The following is a 17,939-nucleotide window of genomic DNA, read 5'->3' as shown; positions in this document are numbered from 1 at the left end:
AGACATTCCGCCGCACAAACAGGCCGGACATATGAAAGCAACCGATCAAATCATCCCGACATAAACGCCTTGCCAAAGGGGGCGTCCACATATGAATCACCGTCTCAGAAAAGGGGAACAAGATGCTGAAAAGACTCTGCCTCGGCACCGTTGCCGGCCTGGCTCTGGCCGGGCTGGCCTTCACCGGCGCCGCCCGGGCGCAGGAGACCACGATCAAGTTCACCCTCGGTTGGAAGACGCAGGGCTCGGATGCCGCCTTCTTCGTCGCCCGCGACAAGGGCTACTACAAGGCGGAAGGTCTCAACGTGATCATCGACCAGGGCGAGGGCTCGGGCGCGACCGTCACCCGCATCATGGGCGGCGCCTATGACGCGGGCTTCGGCGACGTCAACGCCATCATCCAGAACGCCGCGACCAAGCCGGGCGAGAACCCGGTCATGGTCTACATGATCTGGAACCGTCCGCCCTTCGCGATCTCCAGCAAGAAGGCGACCGGGATCACCAAGCCGAAGGATCTCGAAGGCAGGACTCTGGGCGGCGCCCCCGGCACGCCGACGACCCGCCTGCTCGAGGTCTTCGCCCGCAAGAACGGGCTCGACATGGGCAAGATCAAGCTCACCAGCATGGCGCCCAACCTGCAGGAGCCGCTGCTGATCAAGGGCGACATCGACGGCGCGCTGGTGTTCAACATCACCAGCTATTTCAATCTGCTGCTGAACCGCCAGGACCCCGAGAAGGACTTCAACTGGCTCACCTTCGGCGATTTCGGGCTCGATCTCTATTCCAACGGGCTGATGGTCTCGCAGAAGCTGATCAAGGAGAACCCCAAGGCCGTCGCCGGCCTCGTGCGCGCCACCAACAAGGCGATGATCGAAATCGCGAAGGACCAGGCCGTCGCCATGAAGGCGGTGATGGCCTATGATGCTCTGGTCAACGAGGCGATCGAGAAGAAGCGCCTGCAATACTCCTTCAGCGAGCTCATCGTCTCTCCGGAGATGAAGGAGATCGGCGTCGGCGACACCAAGGATGCCCGCATGGCCAGCGCCATCGGCATCATCGTCGAAGGCTACCAGCTGCCCCGCACGCCCAAGCCCGAGGAGATCTTCTCCCGCGCCTTCCTGCCGCCCAAGGCCGAGCGCGAGCTGGTCTATACGGCGAATTGAGACAGCGAGGCGATCACGCCCGGTCGGCGAGGCTCATGACCAGTGTCATGGGGTTCTCCGGCCCGGGCGTGAAGCCGTAGCGCTCGTAGAAGCGTTTCGCATCCTCCGAGATGGCGTGGACGAGAAGGCCCCTGATGCCGAGGATCGTGGCCGCCTGGCGGGTCCGCAGGACGGCATCCCTGAGAATCGCGACGCCGAGGCCTTGCCCCTGGAAGCAGCGGTCGACGGCCAGCCGCCCGAGGATGGCCATCGGGATCGGGTCCGGCATGTTGCGTTTCAGCCGGCCGGGGGCCTCAGTCGCGATGAGAGCGCCTGAGGCGAGCGCGTAGTAGGCGGCGACCCGGCCGGTTTCGTCGGCGACGACATAGGTTCGCGAAGTGCCGCTGGCCTGGTTGAAACGTGATCGGCGCCTAAGCCAGTCGTCGCGGACGGGAACGCCTGAATCGAAGTCGTCGAGCCTGTGACGGTCGTCGAGCGGGGCAGGGGCGCCCAGCATCAGTCTTTCCAGGGGCGAGGTGCCGACATGAGGCGCTCATAGGCCTCGCCACCGGGAGGCCGGTCGAGGACCTCGACAAATCGATCATAGGTCTCGGGATCGACCCGGATGAAGGTCTGGTCCAGAAGCGTGTCTTCGGCCGCGCGCCGCGCGGCGTCGATCATGAACTCCGAGCGCGTCTTGCTCTGTGTGCTGGCGGCGTGATCGATCAGGTCGCGAACGTCTTCACGGATCCGCAGATTGACGGCGCGCGTCGCGATCTTCGGTGATGCGGGCACGGAGCCTCCTGAGTGGAGCACCTTAGCAGCAAAGATACACGCTGTGTATCCAATGCCGAAAGCGCAGGGCGGGACAGTCGCGTTCCCTGACTCGCCTTCCGTGGAGTCACGTTCTATAAAAGAACAAACACAGAACATGAGCCCGCATGCAGCCCCGCCCGGATCCCGCTTCGCTGACCGATCTGCGCCGCCATCTCGCCGAGATGGCGCTGCGCGGCGCGCCTGCGGCGGTGGGGCAGGTGAGTTTCGGCGCGCCCGCCCTCGATGAGGCGCTGAATGGTGGCATCGCCCGCGCGGCCCTGCATGAGGTCTATGCGCCCGCCACGGCCGATCTCGCGGCGGCGACGGGATTCGCCGTCGGTCTCGCCATTCGGGCCGCGCAGGAGCGCCCGATCCTTTGGGTGCGGCAGGATGTCGTCGATGCCGAGACCGGCCGGCTGCATCCGCCGGGGCTGACCGAACTCGGGCTCGATCCCGCCCGAATCCTGCTGGTGCGGGCGCGTGATGCCGAGGGCGTGCTGCGGGCCGGCGCGGAAGCCGCCCGCTGCCCGGCGCTGGGGGCGGTGCTGATCGAGCCCTGGGGCGCGCCGCGGCGCCTCGATCTGACCGCGAGCCGGCGCCTGGCCCTGGCGGCGGAAGGCTCGGGCGCGACCACGCTCGTGCTGCGCGCCGCCGTAGTGCCGCAGCCGAGCGCGGCCTCGACCCGCTGGCAGGTCGCGGCCCTGCCGTCGCGGGCACTGGAGGCGAATGCGCCGGGAGCCCCCGCCTTCAGCCTGAGATTGCTGAGGCATCGCGGGGGGCTGGGTGAGTGTGAGTGGCGTGTGGAGTGGAGCCGTGACCGACAATCTTTCCAGGAGAGCCCTGTCCAGAGCGACGCCCGAAACCGTCAGGCCGCTGCCGGCCGCGATGAGCCCCTCCGTTCCCCCAGAGCCAGCCCCGATGCCACGCCGCTATCTCGCTTTGTGGTTCCCTTTCCTGCCGACCGACCGGCTGCGGCGGGAGGGCCGGATCCCGACATCCGGCGTACCGGCTGACGCCCCGCTGGTGGTCTATGCCCATCGCGGCAGCGCGCTGCGCCTCGTCGCCTGCGACCAGGCTGCTCTCGCCCTCGGGCTCACGCGGGACCTGACCCTGGCCGACGCGCGGGCCCGCATTCCCGGGCTGATCGCGATCGAGGCCGAGCCGGAGGCCGACGAGGCCCTGCTGATGCGGCTCGCCGCCTTCTGCGATCGCTTCACCCCGCTGGTCGCGCTCGATCGCCCCCAGGGCCTGCTGCTCGACATCACCGGCTGCGCCCATCTCTTCGGCGGGGAGGGCGCGCTGCTGGCGACGATCGGCCGCTGGATGCAGCGCGGCGGTCTCGCGCTCCGCTCGGCCGTCGCGGGCACGCCCGAGGCGGCCCATGCGCTGGCGCGCTTCGGCCGGGGCGGGATCGTGCCGGCCGGGCAGGACGAGGCCTGGCTGCGGCCGCTGCCGGTCGCGGCGCTGGAGCTTCCTGCCGAGACCGCGCTCGCCTTGACCCGGGCGGGCCTGAGGACGCTGGCCGATCTTGCCGAGCGCCCCTCCAAGGCGCTGTCGGCCCGTTTCGGCGAGGATCTGGTGACGCGGCTGCGGCGCATGCTCGGCCATGAGGATGCCCGGCTCACGCCGCTGCGCCCGCCGCCGGCCTGCCTGGTCGAGCGTCATTTCGCCGAGCCGATGCTCGATCTCGACGGGCTGCAGGAGGTCGTCGCCCGGCTGATCGCGGAGGCCGCGCGGGTGCTGGAGCAGCGCGGCGAGGGCGGGCGCGTCTTCGAACTCGGCTTCCATCGCAGCGACGGGGCGGTGCGGCGGCTTTCGATCGAGACCGGGCGCCCGACGCGGGACGGCAGGGCCATCCTGCGGCTCTGGCGCGAGCGCGTCGAGAGCCTGTCCGACCCGCTCGATCCCGGCTTCGGCTTCGATGCGGTGCGCCTCGCCGTGCCGGTCTGCGAGCCGCTGGCGGAGGCGCAGCCGAGCCTCGACCGTCGCGCCGTCGAGGACGAGGCCGTGGCCGATCTCGTCGACCGGCTGGTCGTGCGCTTCGGCCGCGACCGGGTGCTGCGCTTCGTGGCGCAGGACAGCCACCATCCCGTGCGTGCGGCGAAGGCGCGCTCGGCCGCGCTGCCGCCGGCCGGCATCGCCTGGCCGGCGCCCCTTCCGCATGAGCCGCCGACGCGCCCGCTCCAGCTCTTCGAGCCGCCCCAGCCGGTGGAAGCGATCGCCGAGGTGCCCGACGGCCCGCCGATCCGCTTTCGCTGGCGTCGGCTCATCCATGACGTCGCCCGTGCCGAGGGTCCCGAACGCATCGCGCCGGAATGGTGGCGCGACGGCTCCAGCGAGCCGATGCGCGACTATTACCGCGTCGAGGACTCGGCAGGTCGCCGCTTCTGGCTCTTCCGCATCGGATTCCACGAGCCGGAGCAGGCGCCGCCGCGCTGGTTCCTGCATGGGCTGTTTGCATGAATCAGGTCCTCAGCCCCTTCGCCGAACTCGTTGCCGCGACGAATTTTTCCTTCCTGCGCGGTGCCTCGCCCGGCCCCAATCTCGTGCTCACCGCGCTGCTGCTGGGCCATGCGGGATTGGGCCTGGCCGATCGCAACACGGTGGCCGGCGTGGTGCGGGCTTGGAGCGCGCTGCGGCAGCTGCGCGAGGACGGGCTGCCCCCGGCCGAGAAGCTGAAGGAGGGCGACAGTCCCGGCGAGCATGTCTGGATCGAGAACCCGGCCTTCGCCGATCTGCCCTTCACCGCGGAGCAGTTGCGGGCGATGGCGCGGGATTTCCGGCTCGTCCTCGGCAGCCGGCTCGTCTTCGCCGACGGCACGCCCGACATCGTCGTCTACCCCGCCAACCGCAGCGGCTGGGGCAGGCTCTGCCGCCTGCTCAGCGAGGGCAACCGGCGCGCGGGCAAGGGCGAGTGTATCCTCACCCTCGACGATCTGCTCGCCGACACGCGCGATCTCCTGCTGATCCTGATGCCGCCGCGCGATCTCACGGGCTTGCCTGCGCTGCTCGCCCGGCTGGACGAGGCCGCGCCCGGCTCGCTCTGGCTCGGCGCCAGCATGCACCGGCGCGGCGACGACCGCCGCCGGCTGGCGCGGCTGAAGACGATCGCCGCCGCGACCCGGACTCCGCTGCTGGCGACCAACGACGTGCTCTACGATGCGCCCGAGCAGCGCGATCTGCAGGACGTGCTGACCTGCATCCGCGAGGGCGTCTCGATCGAGCGGGCGGGGCGCCTGCTCGAGGCCAATGCCGAGCGCCATCTCAAGACGCCCCAGGAGATGATCCGGCTCTTCCGCGATGCGCCCGAGGCCATCGCCGAGACGCGCCATCTCCTCGCCCGCATCGAGTTCGATCTCGGCCAGCTCGAGTACGAATATCCCGACGAGCCCGTCCCGCCCGGCTGGAGCGACCAGGCCTGGCTGGCGGAGCTGGTGCGCCGCTGCTGCGTCATCCGCTATCCCAATGGGGTGCCGGCGAAGGTCGAGGCCCTGCTGCGCAAGGAGCTCGATCTGATCGCGGGGCTGAACTACGCCCGCTATTTCCTCACCATCCACCAGATCGTCGAATTCGCCGTCAGCCGTGGCATCCTCTGCCAGGGCCGCGGCTCGGCCGCCAATTCCGCCGTCTGCTATGTGCTCGGCATCACCGCCGTCGACCCCGCCGAGAGCGACGTGCTGTTCGAGCGCTTCATCTCGACGCAGCGCCGCGAGCCGCCCGACATCGACGTCGATTTCGAGCATGAGCGGCGCGAGGAGGTGATCCAGTGGATCTATGAGCGCTATGGAAGGCACCGCGCCGGCATCGTCGCGACCGTCATCCGATACCGTCCGCGCAGCGCCATCCGCGACGTCGGCAAGGCGCTGGGGCTGACCGAGGACGTCACCGCCCGCATCGCCGGCACGCAATGGGGCAGCTGGGGCACGGAGATCGGCGACGACCGCGTCCGCCAGGCCGGGCTCGACCCCGCCAACCCCACGATCCGCCGCGCCGTCGACTTCGCCATCCGCCTGCTCGGCTTCCCACGCCATCTCTCTCAGCATGTCGGGGGCTTCGTGCTGGCGCGCGGGCGCCTCGACGAGATGGTGCCGGTCGGCAACGCCGCGATGGCGGACCGCACTTTCATCGAATGGGACAAGGACGACATCGACGAGCTGCGCCTGATGAAGGTCGATGTGCTCGCGCTCGGCATGTTGACCTGCATCCGCAAGGCCTTCGACCTGTTGCGGCAGCATCAGGGCCTCGAGATGGGGCTGGCCGACGTGCCCAGGGATGACGCGTCGACCTACGACATGCTCTGCCGGGGCCAGTCGCTCGGTGTCTTCCAGGTCGAGAGCCGGGCGCAGATGAACATGCTGCCGCGGCTGAAGCCGCGCTGCCTTTATGACCTCGTCATCCAGGTCGCGATCGTCCGGCCGGGCCCGATCCAGGGCGACATGGTCCATCCCTATCTGCGGCGGCGGGCGGGGCTCGAGCCGGTGCATTACCCGGCGCCGGCCCCGGAGCAGGGCCCGGCCGACGAGCTCTTCCAGGTGCTGAACAAGACCAAGGGCGTCCCGCTCTTCCAGGAGCAGGCGATGAAGCTCGCCATGGTCGCCGCGAAGTTCACCGACAGCGAGGCCAACGGCCTGCGCAAGGCGATGGCGACCTTCCGCAGCGACGGCAGCATCGGCAACTATCAGGATCTGATGGTCGAGCGCATGGTGGCGCGCGGCTATGAGCGCGATTTCGCCCAGCGCTGCTTCGACCAGATCAAGGGCTTCGGCAGCTACGGCTTCCCGGAAAGCCACGCCGCCTCCTTCGCCAAGCTGGTCTACATCTCCTCCTGGCTGAAATGCCACCACCCGGCGGCCTTCGCTTGCGCGCTTTTGAACGCGCAGCCCATGGGCTTCTACGCTCCCGCCCAGATCGTGCGCGAGGCCCAGGAGGTCGGCGGCGTCGAGCCCCGCGCGATCGATGTGAATTCCAGCTTCTGGGACAATGGGTTGGAGCGTGTTGATCACGTTGAAAAGGGAAGCGCCGTCATCCCGGGCGACCGGAGGGAGACCCGGGATCCATTCCGGAACCTCTCCAACATGCGCTCAGGAATGGATCCCGGATCTCCGCTTCGCTGCGTCCGGGATGACCGGGGAGGGACTTCGGAAACTCACAGCCCTCATCCTGAGGAGCCGCGCAGCGGCGTCTCGAAGGATGATCCAGCGCGCTCTGAAACCATCCTTCGAGACGCGCCTGCGGCGCTCCTCAGGATGAGGGCCGAGGGGGTGGACAGGACGTGCTTCGCCCTCCGTCTCGGCTTCCGCCAGATCGACGGTTTCCGCGAGGAGTGGGGCCGGCGCATCGCGGCGCGGCGCGGCAGGGGCTATGCCGATGTCGAGGAACTGATGCGTCGGGCGGATCTGCCGGGCCGCGCGATGCGGCTGCTCGCCGATGCCGACGCCTTCCGTTCGCTCGGACTCGACCGCCGCGAGGCGCTCTGGGCCGTGCGCCGCCTGCCGGACGACGAGGCGCTGCCGCTCTTCGCCGCCGCACAGGCCCGCGAACTCGGCGAGGAGCCGGCCGTCCCGCTGCCGGTCATGCCGCTGCCGCAGCAGATCGTGGCCGACTATCAGACCGCCCGGCTCTCGCTGAAGGGGCACCCGATGGGCATGCTGAGGCCGCTGTTCCGGCGCGACCGTGTGCTGAGCTGTGCCGAACTCGACGGCCGCCCCGATGGCAGCTGGGCGGCGACGGCCGGCGTCGTGCTGGTGCGCCAGCGCCCCGGCAACGGCAAGGCGATCTTCATCACGCTGGAGGACGAGACCGGCATCGCCAACATCCTGCTCTGGGCCCGGCTGTTCGAGCGCTTCCGGCGCGAGGTGATGAGCGGGCGCCTGCTGCAGATCGAGGGCCGGGTGCAGAAGAGCCCCGAGGGGGTGGTCCATCTGATGGCCCAGCGCGTCGTCGACCGCACGGCCGATCTCGCGAGCCTGTCGGAGAGCCACAGCGCCACGATCACGCTGACGCGCGCCGACGAGTTCAAGCACCCCCAGCCCCCACGCGGGCGCCATCCGCGCGACGTCCGCATCCTGCCGAAATCCCGCGACTTCCACTGACTGCCGCAACGGTAGCCAATTTGCCTATTCCGTGAGCAGAATAGAGGCCCGCGTATGCGGGCCGTCGCCTTCTGTCCAATCAGGACGCACAAGGCGGGGGTGGCCGTGGCGGTCGATCGGCCGCGGCCTGCTGGCATGCCGGTTGCTAACCTCGTGCCGCCGTTCGCAGGAGCGCGCGGCCAACCACAGGGGAGACAAACGTGTCCGTATCCAGTTTCACCCGCTCGGCCCTTCTCGGCCTCGGCCTCTCGACGGCGCTCGTCACGGGCGCGCTCGCCCAGGAGAAGGTCCTGCGCATCGGCATGACGGCGGCGGACATTCCGCGGACCCATGGCCAGCCCGACCAGGGCTTCGAGGGCAACCGCTTCACCGGCATCCCGATGTATGACGCGCTGACCCATTGGGACCTCTCCTCGGCCGACAAGGCGAGCGTCGTCATCCCCGGTCTCGCCACCGAATGGGCGGTCGATGCCAACGACAAGACGAAATGGACCTTCAAGCTGCGTCCGGGCGTCAAGTTCCAGGACGGGTCGGACTTCAACGCCGCCGCTGTCGTCTGGAACGTCGACAAGGTCCTCAACAAGGAAGCCGCCCATTTCGCTCCGGACCAGATCGGCGTCACCGTCTCGCGTATGCCGACGCTGCGGAGCGCCCGCGCCATCGACCCGCTCACCGTCGAACTGACCACGAGCGAGCCCGACGCCTTCCTGCCGATCAACCTGACCAACCTGTTCATGGCCTCGCCGGCGCATTGGGCGGCCAAGCTCGCCGCCGTTCCGGCCTCGGTCACCGATCCGGCCGAGCGCGCCAAGCAGGCCTGGGCGGCCTTCGCCTCCGACCCCTCCGGCACCGGCCCGTTCAAGGGCGTTCGCCTCGTGCCGCGCGAGCGCTTCGAGATGGTCGCCAACAAGGCCTATTGGGACCCCAAGCGCGTGCCGAAGATCGACCGCGTCGTGCTGCTGCCGCTGCCGGAGGCCAATGCCCGCACGGCGGCGCTGCTCTCGGGCCAGGTGGACTGGATCGAGTCGCCGTCGCCGGACGCCGTGCCGCAGATCAAGCAGCGCGGCTTCACCGTCTACACCAACGCCCAGCCGCATGTCTGGCCCTGGCAGCTCTCCTTCGTCGAGGGCTCGCCCTGGGTCGACAAGCGCGTGCGCCACGCCGCCAATCTCTGCGTCAACCGCGAGGAGCTGAAGACGCTGCTCGGCGGGCTGATGGAGATCCCGAAGGGCACCGTGCCGCCCGGCCATCCCTGGTGGGGCAATCCCAAATTCGACATCAAGTATGATCTCGACGCCGCCAAGAAGCTGATGACGGAAGCCGGCTATTCGGCCGCCAAGCCGGCGAAGGTGAAGGTGCTGACCTCGGCCTCGGGCTCCGGCCAGATGCAGCCGCTGCCGATGAACGAGTTCATGCAGCAGGCGCTGAAGGAGTGCTTCTTCGACGTCGCGCTCGAGGTCGGCGAGTGGAACGCCGTCTTCACCAACTGGCGCGAGGGTGCCAAGCACGCCAATGCCCGCGGCGCCAACGCCACCAACGTCACCTTCGCGGCGATGGACCCGTTCTTCGCCATGGTGCGCTTCACCTCGACCAAGACCTTCCCGCCGGTCTCCAACAACTGGGGCTATTTCGGCAATGACGAGTTCGACAAGCTCATCGCCGATGCTCGCACCAGCTTCGACGGAACGGCGCGCGACGCGGCGCTGGCCAGGCTCCATGCCCGCATCGTCGAGGAAGCCCCCTTCGTCTGGGTGGCCCATGACGTCGGCCCGCGCGCGATGACCACCAAGGTGAAGGGCGTGGTCCAGCCGAAGAGCTGGTTCATCGACCTCGCTCCGATGTCGATGGACTGAGGCACCGCAATCTCGCGCTCACCCGCCTCCATCGTCATGGTCGGGCTTGTCCCGACCATCCACGTCTTCGTTCGCCCGCGGCGATGCTCAAGACGTGGATGCCCGTCACCAGAAAGGGCATGACGTTGGGGGAGGGTGTGGCTGCGACTGGCACAGCCCTTGCGACGCCAGTTTGGAACCCATCCAGACCGGAGCCACCCATGATCCGCACCGCCCTTGCCCTGACCCTCGCAGCCGGCGTTTCTCTGTTCGCCGCATCGGCACAAGCCCAGGGCACGCTGCGGATCGGCATGACCGCCTCCGACATCCCGCTGACCACTGGCCAGACCGATCAAGGCGGAGAGGGCATGCGCTTCATGGGCTATACGGTCTATGACGCGCTCATCAACTGGGACCTCAGCAAGGCCGACAAGGCCTCCGACCTGACGCCCGGCCTCGCCACGAGCTGGAGCGTCGACGCCGCCGACAAGACGAAATGGACTTTCGTGCTGCGCGAAGGCGTCAAGTTCCACGACGGCTCCGAGTTCACCGCCGACGCCGTGGTCTGGAACCTCGACAAGCTCCTGAAGAACGATTCCCCGCAATTCGATCAGCGTCAGGCGGCGCAGGGGCGCTCGCGCATTCCCGCCGTCGCCTCCTACAAGGTCATCGACAAGTACAAGGTCGAGATCACCACCAAGGCGCCCGACGCGACGCTGCCCTACCAGATCGCCTGGGTGATGATGTCCTCGCCGGCGCAGTGGGAGAAGCTCGGCAAGAGCTGGGAGGCCTTCGCCAAGACACCGTCCGGCACCGGTCCCTGGCAGCTCACCGCCTTCCAGCCGCGCGAGCGCGCCGAGCTCTCGCCCTTCCCGGGCTACTGGGACAAGGCCCGCGTGCCCAAGCTCGACAAGCTGGTGCTGCTGCCGCTGCCGGAGGCCAATGCCCGCGCCGCGGCGCTGCGCGCCGGGCAGGTGGACTGGATCGAGGCGCCGTCGCCGGACCTGATCCCCTCGCTCAAGTCCGCCGGCTTCCAGATCGTCACCAACGCCTATCCGCATAACTGGACCTGGCATCTCTCGCGCACCGAGGGCTCGCCCTGGAACGACATCCGCGTCCGCAAGGCCGCCAATCTCGCCGTCGACCGGCAGGGGCTGAAGGAGCTGCTCGGCGGCCTGATGATCCCGGCCGAGGGCTTTTACCCGCCCGGCCACCAGTGGTTCGGCAACCCCAAGTTCAAGCTCAAGCTCGACCAGGCGGAGGCCAAGAAGCTCCTCGCCGAGGCCGGTTTCTCGCCCGCTAAGCCGTTGCAGACCAAGATCCTGATCGCGCCCTCGGGCTCGGGCCAGATGCAGCCGCTGCCGATGAACGAGTTCGTCCAGCAGAACCTCGCCGAGGTCGGCATCAAGGTCGATTTCGAGGTCGTCGAGTGGAACACGCTGATCAACATCTGGCGCGCCGGCGCGAACCATGAATCCTCGCGCAAGGCGACGGGGATGAATTATACCTACTTCATCCAGGACCCTTTCACGGGCCTCATCCGTCACCTGCAGTGCAATCTGCAGCCGCCGGCCGGCACCAACTGGGGCATGTATTGCGACCCGGAGATGGACAAGCTGTTCGACCAGGTCCGCAACACCTTCGACGCGACGGCGCAGACCGCCGTTCTCCAGAAGATCCACGAGAAATATGTCGACGAGGCCCTGTTCCTGATGGTGACGCACGACGTCAACCCGCGCGCCATGAGCCCCAAGGTGAAGGGCTTCGTCCAGGCGCAGAACTGGTTCCAGGACTTCTCGCCGATCACCATGGCGAAGTGAGGTTGTTCTTGGCACGGAGCGAGCACCAGAAAAGCGCGAGTCATCCCGGACAAGCGGCGAAGCCGCGCCGATCCGGGATCCATTCCGCAGCCTTGCCGATCGAGGCTCAGGCATGGATCCCGGGTCTTCGCTGCGCTTCGCCCGGGATGACGGCGCGTTTGAGTGAACTCACAGTGCCAAGGCGATTGCCATGCTGAAATACCTCGCCAAGCGCATCCTCTACGTCCTGCCCGTCGCCTTCGGCGTCAGCCTGTTCTGCTTCCTGCTCGTGCATATCGCGCCGGGCGACCCGCTGACCTCGGTGCTGCCGCCCGACGCCTCGCAGGCGATGCAGGACGAGCTGCGCAAGATCTACGGCTTCGACCGGCCCTTGCCGGTGCAGTTCGGCCTCTGGCTGCTGAAGGCGCTGCAGGGCGATCTCGGCACCTCGATCGCCACGGGCCGCCCCGTCGCCGAGGAGGTCTGGCGCGCCGTCGGCAACACGCTGCTGATCGCGCTGCTGGCGACGGTGATCGGCTTCGTGCTCGGCTGCTTCTTCGGCTTCGTCGCCGGCTATTTTCGCGGCTCCTTCCTCGACAAGTTCGCCTCCATGCTGGCCGTGCTCGGCGTCTCCGTGCCGCATTACTGGCTGGGCATGGTGATGGTGATCGTGTTCTCGGTGCAGCTCGGCTGGCTGCCGCCGGGTGGGGCGGGGCCGGGCGGCTCGGCGGCGTGGAAATGGGACTGGGAGCATGTCAGCTACATGATCCTGCCCGCCATCACGATGTCGGTGATCCCGATGGGCATCATCGCCCGCACCGTGCGTGCGCTGGTCGCCGATATCCTCAATCAGGAATTCGTGCCGGCGCTGCGGGCCAAGGGCCTGCTCGACTTCGGCGTCTTCCGCCATGTCGTGAAGAACGCGGCGCCCACCGCGCTCGCGGTGATGGGTCTGCAGCTCGGCTACCTGCTCGGCGGCTCGATCCTTATCGAGACGGTCTTCTCCTGGCCCGGTACCGGCTTCCTGCTCGGCAACGCCATCTTCCAGCGCGACCTGCCGTTGCTGCAGGGCACGATCCTCGTGCTCGCCATGTTCTTCGTGGGCCTGAACGTCCTCGTCGATATCCTGCAGGGTCTGCTCGACCCGCGCGTCCGGAGGCGCTGAGATGTCCGCCATCGCGCAAGGCAAGGCGGCCGCCATCGTGCCGCCCCTGCAGAAATCCCCCGGCTACTGGTCGGGCGTCTGGCGCCGCTTCCGCAAGGACAAGGTTGCGGTCTGCGCCGGTCTCGTCGTGCTCGCCATCGTCCTGATGGCGATCTTCGCCGACTACCTCGCCCCCGCCGACCCGACCCGCTCCTCGATGCTGCGGCGGCTGCGGCCGATCGGCACGCCGGGCTATCCGCTCGGCGCCGACGAACTCGGGCGCGACATGCTCTCGCGGCTGATCTTCGGCGCGCGGCTCTCGCTCTTCATGGGCGTTGTGCCGGTCTTCATCGCCTTCATCATCGGCTCGGTCATCGGCATCGCCGCCGGCTTCTTCGGCGGCAAGTTCAACACCGTCGTGATGCGCACCGTCGATGTGTTCTACGCCTTCCCCTCGGTGCTGCTGGCGATCGCGCTCTCGGGCGCGCTCGGCGCCGGCATCACCAACTCGCTCTTGTCACTGACGATCGTCTTCATCCCGCCGATCGCGCGCATCGCCGAGAGCGTGACGACGCAGGTCCGCTCGATGGACTATGTCGAGGCGGCCCGCGCCAGCGGCGCCAACGCGGTCACCATCATCCGCGTCCATGTGCTCGGCAATGTGCTGGGACCGATCTTCGTCTATGCGACGAGCCTGATCTCGGTCTCGATGATCCTGGCCTCGGGCCTCTCCTTCCTCGGGCTCGGCACCAAGCCGCCGACGCCGGAATGGGGGCTGATGCTGAACACGCTGCGCACGGCGATCTATGTGCAGCCCTGGGTGGCGGCGCTGCCGGGCGCGGCGATCTTCATCACCTCGATCTCGTTCAACCTGCTCTCCGACGGTCTGCGCTCGGCGATGGATGTGAAGGGCTGACATGGAGCACGAGACCCATGCCGATCGCGGTGGACCGGGCACGCCGCTGCTGCAAGCGAAGACGCTGACCAAGCATTTCCCGCTCGGCGGCGGGGCTGTCGTGCGCGCCGTCGACGGCGTCGATTTCGCCGTCATGAAGGGCGAGACGCTCGGCGTCGTCGGCGAATCCGGCTGCGGCAAGTCGACGACCGCGCGCGTCGTCATGCAGCTGATCCCGCAGGACATGGGCGAGATGCTGTTCGACGGCGAGATCGTCGGCGGCCAGGCCCTGACCCTGAAGGAATACCGCCGTCAGGCGCAGATGGTCTTCCAGGACAGTTACGCCTCGCTCAACCCGCGCCTGACGATCGAGGATTCGATCGCCTTCGGCCCGACGGTGCACGGCGTCTCCAAGGCCAACGCCATCCTCAAGGCGCGCGACCTGCTGGAGCGCGTCGGGCTCGATCCCGCCCGCTTCGCCGCGCGCTACCCGCACGAGCTCTCCGGCGGCCAGCGCCAGCGCGTCAACATCGCGCGTGCGCTCGCGCTCGGCCCGCGGCTGGTGATCCTCGACGAGGCGGTCTCGGCACTCGACAAATCGGTCGAGGCGCAGGTGCTCAACCTGCTGGCCGACCTGCGCGAGGAGTTCGGCCTGACCTACATCTTCATCAGCCACGACCTCAACGTCGTCCGCTTCATCAGCGACCGCGTCATGGTGATGTATCTCGGCGAGGTCGTGGAGATCGGCCCGGTCGAGGAGCTCTATGGCGATCCGCGCCACCCCTATACCCGCGCGCTGCTCTCGGCGATGCCCTCCATGGATCCCGACAACCGGACCATGGAGGCCCCGCTCGCCGGCGATCCGCCCAACCCGATCAACCCGCCCGAGGGCTGCCGCTTCCACCCACGCTGCCCGCATGCGCAGACCGTCTGCGCCAAGGTGAAGCCGGTCCTGGCGACGGTCGGCGAGGGCGCCCGCCAGGTCGCCTGCCACATGCAGGTACCCGGCTCCGGCCACAGCCACGCGCCGGCCCTGGAGGTCGCGGCATGAACACGACCATGGGCACCCCTCTCGTCGAGATCGAGAACCTGACGGTACGCTTCCGCGGCGCCCAGACGGTCCACGCCGTCAACGGCGTCTCGCTGACCCTGGAGCCGGGCCAGGTGCTCGGCATCCTCGGCGAATCCGGCTCCGGCAAGAGCGTCACGCTGAAGACGCTGCTGCGTCTGCTGCCCGAGAGTCGCACCGATATCGGCGGCGGTGTCCGGGTCGACGGGCGCGACGTACTGGCGCTGAACCCGCAGGATCTGGCCGATTACCGCGGCGCCGTGACCTCGATGATCTTCCAGGATCCCGCGCTCGCGCTCGATCCCGTCTATACGGTCGGCCAGCAGATCGCCGAGGCGATCATCCGGCACGAGAGCATCTCGGCGAAGGCGGCGATGGCGCGCGCGCTCGAACTGCTCGAGCTGGTCCGCATCCCCTCGCCGGAGCGCCGGCTCAAGGCCTATCCGCACGAGATGTCCGGCGGCATGCGCCAGCGTGCCATGATCGCGCTCGCGCTCGCGGCCCGTCCGAAACTCCTGCTCGCAGACGAGCCGACCACCGCGCTCGACGCCACCGTGCAGATCCAGATCCTGCTGCTGCTGCGCCAGCTCCAGCGCGACCTCGGCATGGGCATGCTCTTCGTCACCCACGACATCGGCGTCGCGGTCGAGGTCTCGGACCGGCTGGCGGTGATGTATGCGGGGCAGATCGTCGAGACCGGTACGGTGCGCGAGCTGCTGCGCGATCCGCAGCATCCCTATACCCGCGGGCTCCTCGCCGCGAATTTGCACGGCGCGAAGAAGGGCGAGCGGCTCGAGGCCATTCCCGGCGCGCCGCCGGCGCTGACCGAGCCGCCCTCGGCCTGCTCCTTCGCGCCGCGCTGCAAGCATGCGCAGGATCGCTGCCGCGCGGCGCTGCCGCCCGTCGTCCAGCTCGGCGAGGGACGGGTGGTGCGCTGCATCCTGGCAGAACAGGCGCTGACCGCGGCGGCCTGAGCACGCCGCCCATTCCGCAGCGGCCATTTCCCCGCAGGCCTCGACCCGCTATCAGCAGCCGACGACGCGCCGCGACCCTGCCGCGCCAAACTGACGGAGCCTGCCCATGGATCTCGGCCTTCACGACAAGCGCGCTCTGGTGCTGGGCGCGAGCCGGGGGCTCGGCGCCGCCATCGCCCGCACGCTCGCGAGCGAGGGCGCCTCGGTCATAGCCGCCGCCCGCAATGTCGCGGCCATCGACGCCTGGGCCAGCGAATGCCCCGAGGAGGTCCGCAGCCGGATTTTCGCCGCCAGCCTCGACCTCTCGGACATCGCCTCGGTCGAATCCCTGATGAACGTGCTGCGCGATGCCGGCGGCATCGACATCCTGATCGGCAATTCCGGTGGTCCGCCCCCGGCCGAGGCGCGCGAGGCCGGCCGCGGTGACTGGCTCAAGCATTTCGAGGCGATGGCCGCCAATCTCTTCCACCTCGCACAGGGCCTTCTGCCGGGCATGGTCGAGCGCGGTTTCGGCCGCATCATCACGATCGCCTCCTCGGGCGTCGAGCAGCCGATCCCGCGTCTCGCCCTCTCCAACGGCATCCGCTCGGCCGTCGTCGGCTGGTCCAAGACGCTGGCTGCGGAGGTCGCCTCCCAGGGCGTGACCGTGAATGTCGTGCTGCCGGGCCGCATCCACACCGAGCGCGTCGACCAGCTCGATCAGGCGGCCGCCGATCGCGCCGGCACGACGCCCGAGCAGGCCGCCAAGGCCTCGCGCGCCACGATTCCCGCCGGCCGCTACGGCACGCCGCAGGAATTTGCCGATGTCGTGACCTTCCTTGCCAGCGAGCGGGCCAGCTACGTCACGGGCGCCAAGATCCGCATCGACGGCGGCGCCACGCGCGGCATCTGAAGCGGTCGAAGTGTCAGGAGGCGCCGGCCTGCCTTCTGGCGACCGGCGTCATCGTCGCAGGGAGGCTCAGGCCGCCTGCGAATAGGTGGTGCCGGACGCGTTCGCCGCGCCGAGCTGGTAGGTGCTGCCATAGGCCTGCGAGGCGCTGTTCGGCGGCGGGCCGGGCGGCGGACCCGACGGGCGGCTGCGCTGTTCGAGCGCGGCCTGGAAGGCGCTCTGCTCGTCCTTCGACATCGAGCCATCCGCACTCGTGTCGATCGCGTCGAACAGCTTGCTGAGCAGGTCGCTGGACGAACTCGTGCCCGACGAGAAGGCCGAGAGGAACTCGTCCTTGGCGACGCTGCCGTCGGAATTGGCGTCGAGCTGGGCGAAGATGTCGGTCTCCTCCTCGCTCTCGCCACTGCTGCTCTGGCTCTGCCCGCCGGCCTGGAGCCCGAACAGGAAGGACTGCAGCTGCTGCTGCGCCTGCTCGACCTTGGCCTTGAAGGCGTCCTGCTCCTCCTTGGTGACCGACCCGTTGCTGTCGCTGTCGATCGCCTTGAAGAGCTCCTCGCTCTTGCTGCTGTCGGCGCCCTTGGGCGCGCCGGCCTTGAATTCCTCGATGCTCAAGCCGCCGCTGCTGTCGGTATCGACCGACTCGAAACTCGGAGGCTTGGGCGGAGGCGGGCGAAACCCGCCGCTGACGCCACTGATGCTGGACATGGCTGGACTCCATCGCGTCACCGCCGGATGGCGGCGCCTGCGATTGTCCGACCGGAGCTCATTGCGGAAGCCTAAGGGGCAGGGGCGCTGCGCCCGGCAATTGGTAAGCCGGTGTTTCGGATGAGCCGGTCAGCAACAGGGCGAAACACAAATCCCGGTCGCCTCAGGCGATGACGGCCGTCGCCTCGATCTCGACCAGCGCCTCGGGCTCGACCAGCGAAACGACCTGAACGACCGCCATTGCCGGGAAGTGCCGGCCCAGCACGCCGCGATAGACCGGCCCGAGCTCCTTGAGGCTGCTGCGATAGGCCTCCATGTCGGTGACGTACCAGGTCATCCGCACGATGTCCTCGATCCGCCCGCCGCCGGCCTCGACCACGGCCTTGATGTTGAGAAAGGTGCGCTCGAGCTGCGGCAGGAAGCCCTTGGCGAAGACACCGTTCTCGTCCCAGCCGACGAGGCCGCCGGTGACCAGCACGCGGCCTTCCGCGACCATGCCGTTGGCATAGCCGCGCGGCAGCGGCCAGCCTTCCGGCAGGATGGCGCGGGACAGGGTTTCACTCGACATGGGCGTCGCCTCGG

Annotated in this window: 15 protein-coding genes; 11 read left to right on the top strand and 4 right to left on the bottom strand. The window is 68.6% G+C overall.

Features of this window, described 5'->3' with window-relative positions:
- Positions 1–122 precede the first annotated feature (122 nt).
- Complete coding sequence (locus ACFPN9_RS12410) at positions 123–1,163, top strand: ABC transporter substrate-binding protein (protein ID WP_067254053.1); 1,041 nt, start codon at positions 123–125, stop codon at positions 1,161–1,163.
- Between the two features lie 13 nt (positions 1,164–1,176).
- Here ACFPN9_RS12410 and ACFPN9_RS12405 read toward each other — a convergent pair whose 3' ends face one another.
- Positions 1,177–1,659 (bottom strand): GNAT family N-acetyltransferase, encoded by a 483-nt coding sequence (locus tag ACFPN9_RS12405; RefSeq protein ID WP_067254056.1) that lies wholly within the window; start codon positions 1,657–1,659, stop codon positions 1,177–1,179.
- Entirely contained in the window at positions 1,659–1,937 is a 279-nt protein-coding gene (locus ACFPN9_RS12400) for a type II toxin-antitoxin system TacA family antitoxin (RefSeq protein ID WP_067254060.1), read from the bottom strand. Before ACFPN9_RS12400 ends, ACFPN9_RS12405 begins: the two co-directional genes overlap by 1 nt.
- Before the next feature lie 146 nt (positions 1,938–2,083).
- Here ACFPN9_RS12400 and ACFPN9_RS12395 point away from each other — a divergent pair, with 146 nt between their 5' ends.
- The 10 genes from ACFPN9_RS12395 to ACFPN9_RS12350 all read left to right on the top strand — a co-directional run bounded on the left by ACFPN9_RS12395 (position 2,084) and on the right by ACFPN9_RS12350 (position 16,655).
- On the top strand, positions 2,084–2,971 hold the full coding sequence (locus ACFPN9_RS12395; protein WP_067254063.1) for an ImuA family protein: 888 nt from the start codon (positions 2,084–2,086) through the stop codon (positions 2,969–2,971).
- On the top strand, positions 2,877–4,421 hold the full coding sequence (locus ACFPN9_RS12390) for a Y-family DNA polymerase (RefSeq protein WP_245282367.1): 1,545 nt from the start codon (positions 2,877–2,879) through the stop codon (positions 4,419–4,421). The genes ACFPN9_RS12395 and ACFPN9_RS12390 overlap by 95 nt, the downstream gene beginning before the upstream one ends.
- Positions 4,418–8,050, top strand: a complete 3,633-nt coding sequence (locus tag ACFPN9_RS12385) for an error-prone DNA polymerase (RefSeq protein ID WP_067254072.1) — start codon at positions 4,418–4,420, stop codon at positions 8,048–8,050. The genes ACFPN9_RS12390 and ACFPN9_RS12385 overlap by 4 nt, the downstream gene beginning before the upstream one ends.
- Positions 8,051–8,250: 200 nt before the next feature.
- Positions 8,251–9,903: an ABC transporter substrate-binding protein gene (locus ACFPN9_RS12380; RefSeq protein WP_377817125.1), complete on the top strand. Its 1,653-nt coding sequence runs from the start codon at positions 8,251–8,253 to the stop codon at positions 9,901–9,903.
- A 200-nt stretch (positions 9,904–10,103) separates the two neighbouring features.
- The gene (locus ACFPN9_RS12375) at positions 10,104–11,702 is read left to right on the top strand and encodes an ABC transporter substrate-binding protein (protein ID WP_067254080.1); all 1,599 of its coding nucleotides are present in this window, start codon (positions 10,104–10,106) and stop codon (positions 11,700–11,702) included.
- Between the two features lie 190 nt (positions 11,703–11,892).
- Positions 11,893–12,846 carry an ABC transporter permease gene (locus ACFPN9_RS12370; RefSeq protein ID WP_067254083.1) on the top strand — a complete coding sequence of 318 codons (954 nt, stop codon included), beginning with the start codon at positions 11,893–11,895 and terminating at the stop codon, positions 12,844–12,846.
- A gap of 1 nt (position 12,847) precedes the next feature.
- Positions 12,848–13,741, top strand: coding sequence for an ABC transporter permease (locus ACFPN9_RS12365; protein ID WP_067254086.1), 894 nt, complete (start codon positions 12,848–12,850; stop codon positions 13,739–13,741).
- Between the two features lies 1 nt (position 13,742).
- Positions 13,743–14,771, top strand: coding sequence for an ABC transporter ATP-binding protein (locus tag ACFPN9_RS12360; RefSeq protein ID WP_067254088.1), 1,029 nt, complete (start codon positions 13,743–13,745; stop codon positions 14,769–14,771).
- Positions 14,768–15,763, top strand: coding sequence for an ABC transporter ATP-binding protein (locus ACFPN9_RS12355; protein WP_245282368.1), 996 nt, complete (start codon positions 14,768–14,770; stop codon positions 15,761–15,763). Before ACFPN9_RS12360 ends, ACFPN9_RS12355 begins: the two co-directional genes overlap by 4 nt.
- Before the next feature lie 106 nt (positions 15,764–15,869).
- Entirely contained in the window at positions 15,870–16,655 is a 786-nt protein-coding gene (locus ACFPN9_RS12350) for an SDR family oxidoreductase (protein ID WP_377817120.1), read from the top strand.
- 66 nt (positions 16,656–16,721) lie between these two features.
- Here the strand turns inward: ACFPN9_RS12350 and ACFPN9_RS12345 are convergent, their stop codons facing one another.
- Together ACFPN9_RS12345 and ACFPN9_RS12340 are read right to left on the bottom strand one after the other, a co-directional pair.
- The gene (locus tag ACFPN9_RS12345) at positions 16,722–17,357 is read right to left on the bottom strand and encodes an EF-hand domain-containing protein (protein WP_067254094.1); all 636 of its coding nucleotides are present in this window, start codon (positions 17,355–17,357) and stop codon (positions 16,722–16,724) included.
- A 163-nt stretch (positions 17,358–17,520) separates the two neighbouring features.
- Positions 17,521–17,925, bottom strand: a complete 405-nt coding sequence (locus tag ACFPN9_RS12340) for a RidA family protein (protein WP_067254097.1) — start codon at positions 17,923–17,925, stop codon at positions 17,521–17,523.
- Between the last annotated feature and the right edge of the window lie 14 nt (positions 17,926–17,939).

The sequence above is a fragment of the Allobosea massiliensis genome, assembly GCF_042655245.1.
Lineage (GTDB): Bacteria > Pseudomonadota > Alphaproteobacteria > Rhizobiales > Beijerinckiaceae > Allobosea > Allobosea massiliensis.
The sequence above is the reverse complement of the archived record's forward strand: the minus strand, read 5'-3'. Positions and strand labels throughout refer to the sequence as shown.

Coding starts and splice junctions, on each gene's coding strand:
- ACFPN9_RS12410 (WP_067254053.1), top strand. CDS start 123: ATGCTGAAAAGACTCTGCCTCGGCACCGTTGCCGGCCTGGCTCTGGCC.
- ACFPN9_RS12405 (WP_067254056.1), bottom strand. CDS start 1,659: ATGCTGGGCGCCCCTGCCCCGCTCGACGACCGTCACAGGCTCGACGAC.
- ACFPN9_RS12395 (WP_067254063.1), top strand. CDS start 2,084: ATGCAGCCCCGCCCGGATCCCGCTTCGCTGACCGATCTGCGCCGCCAT.
- ACFPN9_RS12390 (WP_245282367.1), top strand. CDS start 2,877: ATGCCACGCCGCTATCTCGCTTTGTGGTTCCCTTTCCTGCCGACCGAC.
- ACFPN9_RS12385 (WP_067254072.1), top strand. CDS start 4,418: ATGAATCAGGTCCTCAGCCCCTTCGCCGAACTCGTTGCCGCGACGAAT.
- ACFPN9_RS12375 (WP_067254080.1), top strand. CDS start 10,104: ATGATCCGCACCGCCCTTGCCCTGACCCTCGCAGCCGGCGTTTCTCTG.
- ACFPN9_RS12370 (WP_067254083.1), top strand. CDS start 11,893: ATGCTGAAATACCTCGCCAAGCGCATCCTCTACGTCCTGCCCGTCGCC.
- ACFPN9_RS12365 (WP_067254086.1), top strand. CDS start 12,848: ATGTCCGCCATCGCGCAAGGCAAGGCGGCCGCCATCGTGCCGCCCCTG.
- ACFPN9_RS12360 (WP_067254088.1), top strand. CDS start 13,743: ATGGAGCACGAGACCCATGCCGATCGCGGTGGACCGGGCACGCCGCTG.
- ACFPN9_RS12355 (WP_245282368.1), top strand. CDS start 14,768: ATGAACACGACCATGGGCACCCCTCTCGTCGAGATCGAGAACCTGACG.
- ACFPN9_RS12350 (WP_377817120.1), top strand. CDS start 15,870: ATGGATCTCGGCCTTCACGACAAGCGCGCTCTGGTGCTGGGCGCGAGC.
- ACFPN9_RS12345 (WP_067254094.1), bottom strand. CDS start 17,357: ATGTCCAGCATCAGTGGCGTCAGCGGCGGGTTTCGCCCGCCTCCGCCC.
- ACFPN9_RS12340 (WP_067254097.1), bottom strand. CDS start 17,925: ATGTCGAGTGAAACCCTGTCCCGCGCCATCCTGCCGGAAGGCTGGCCG.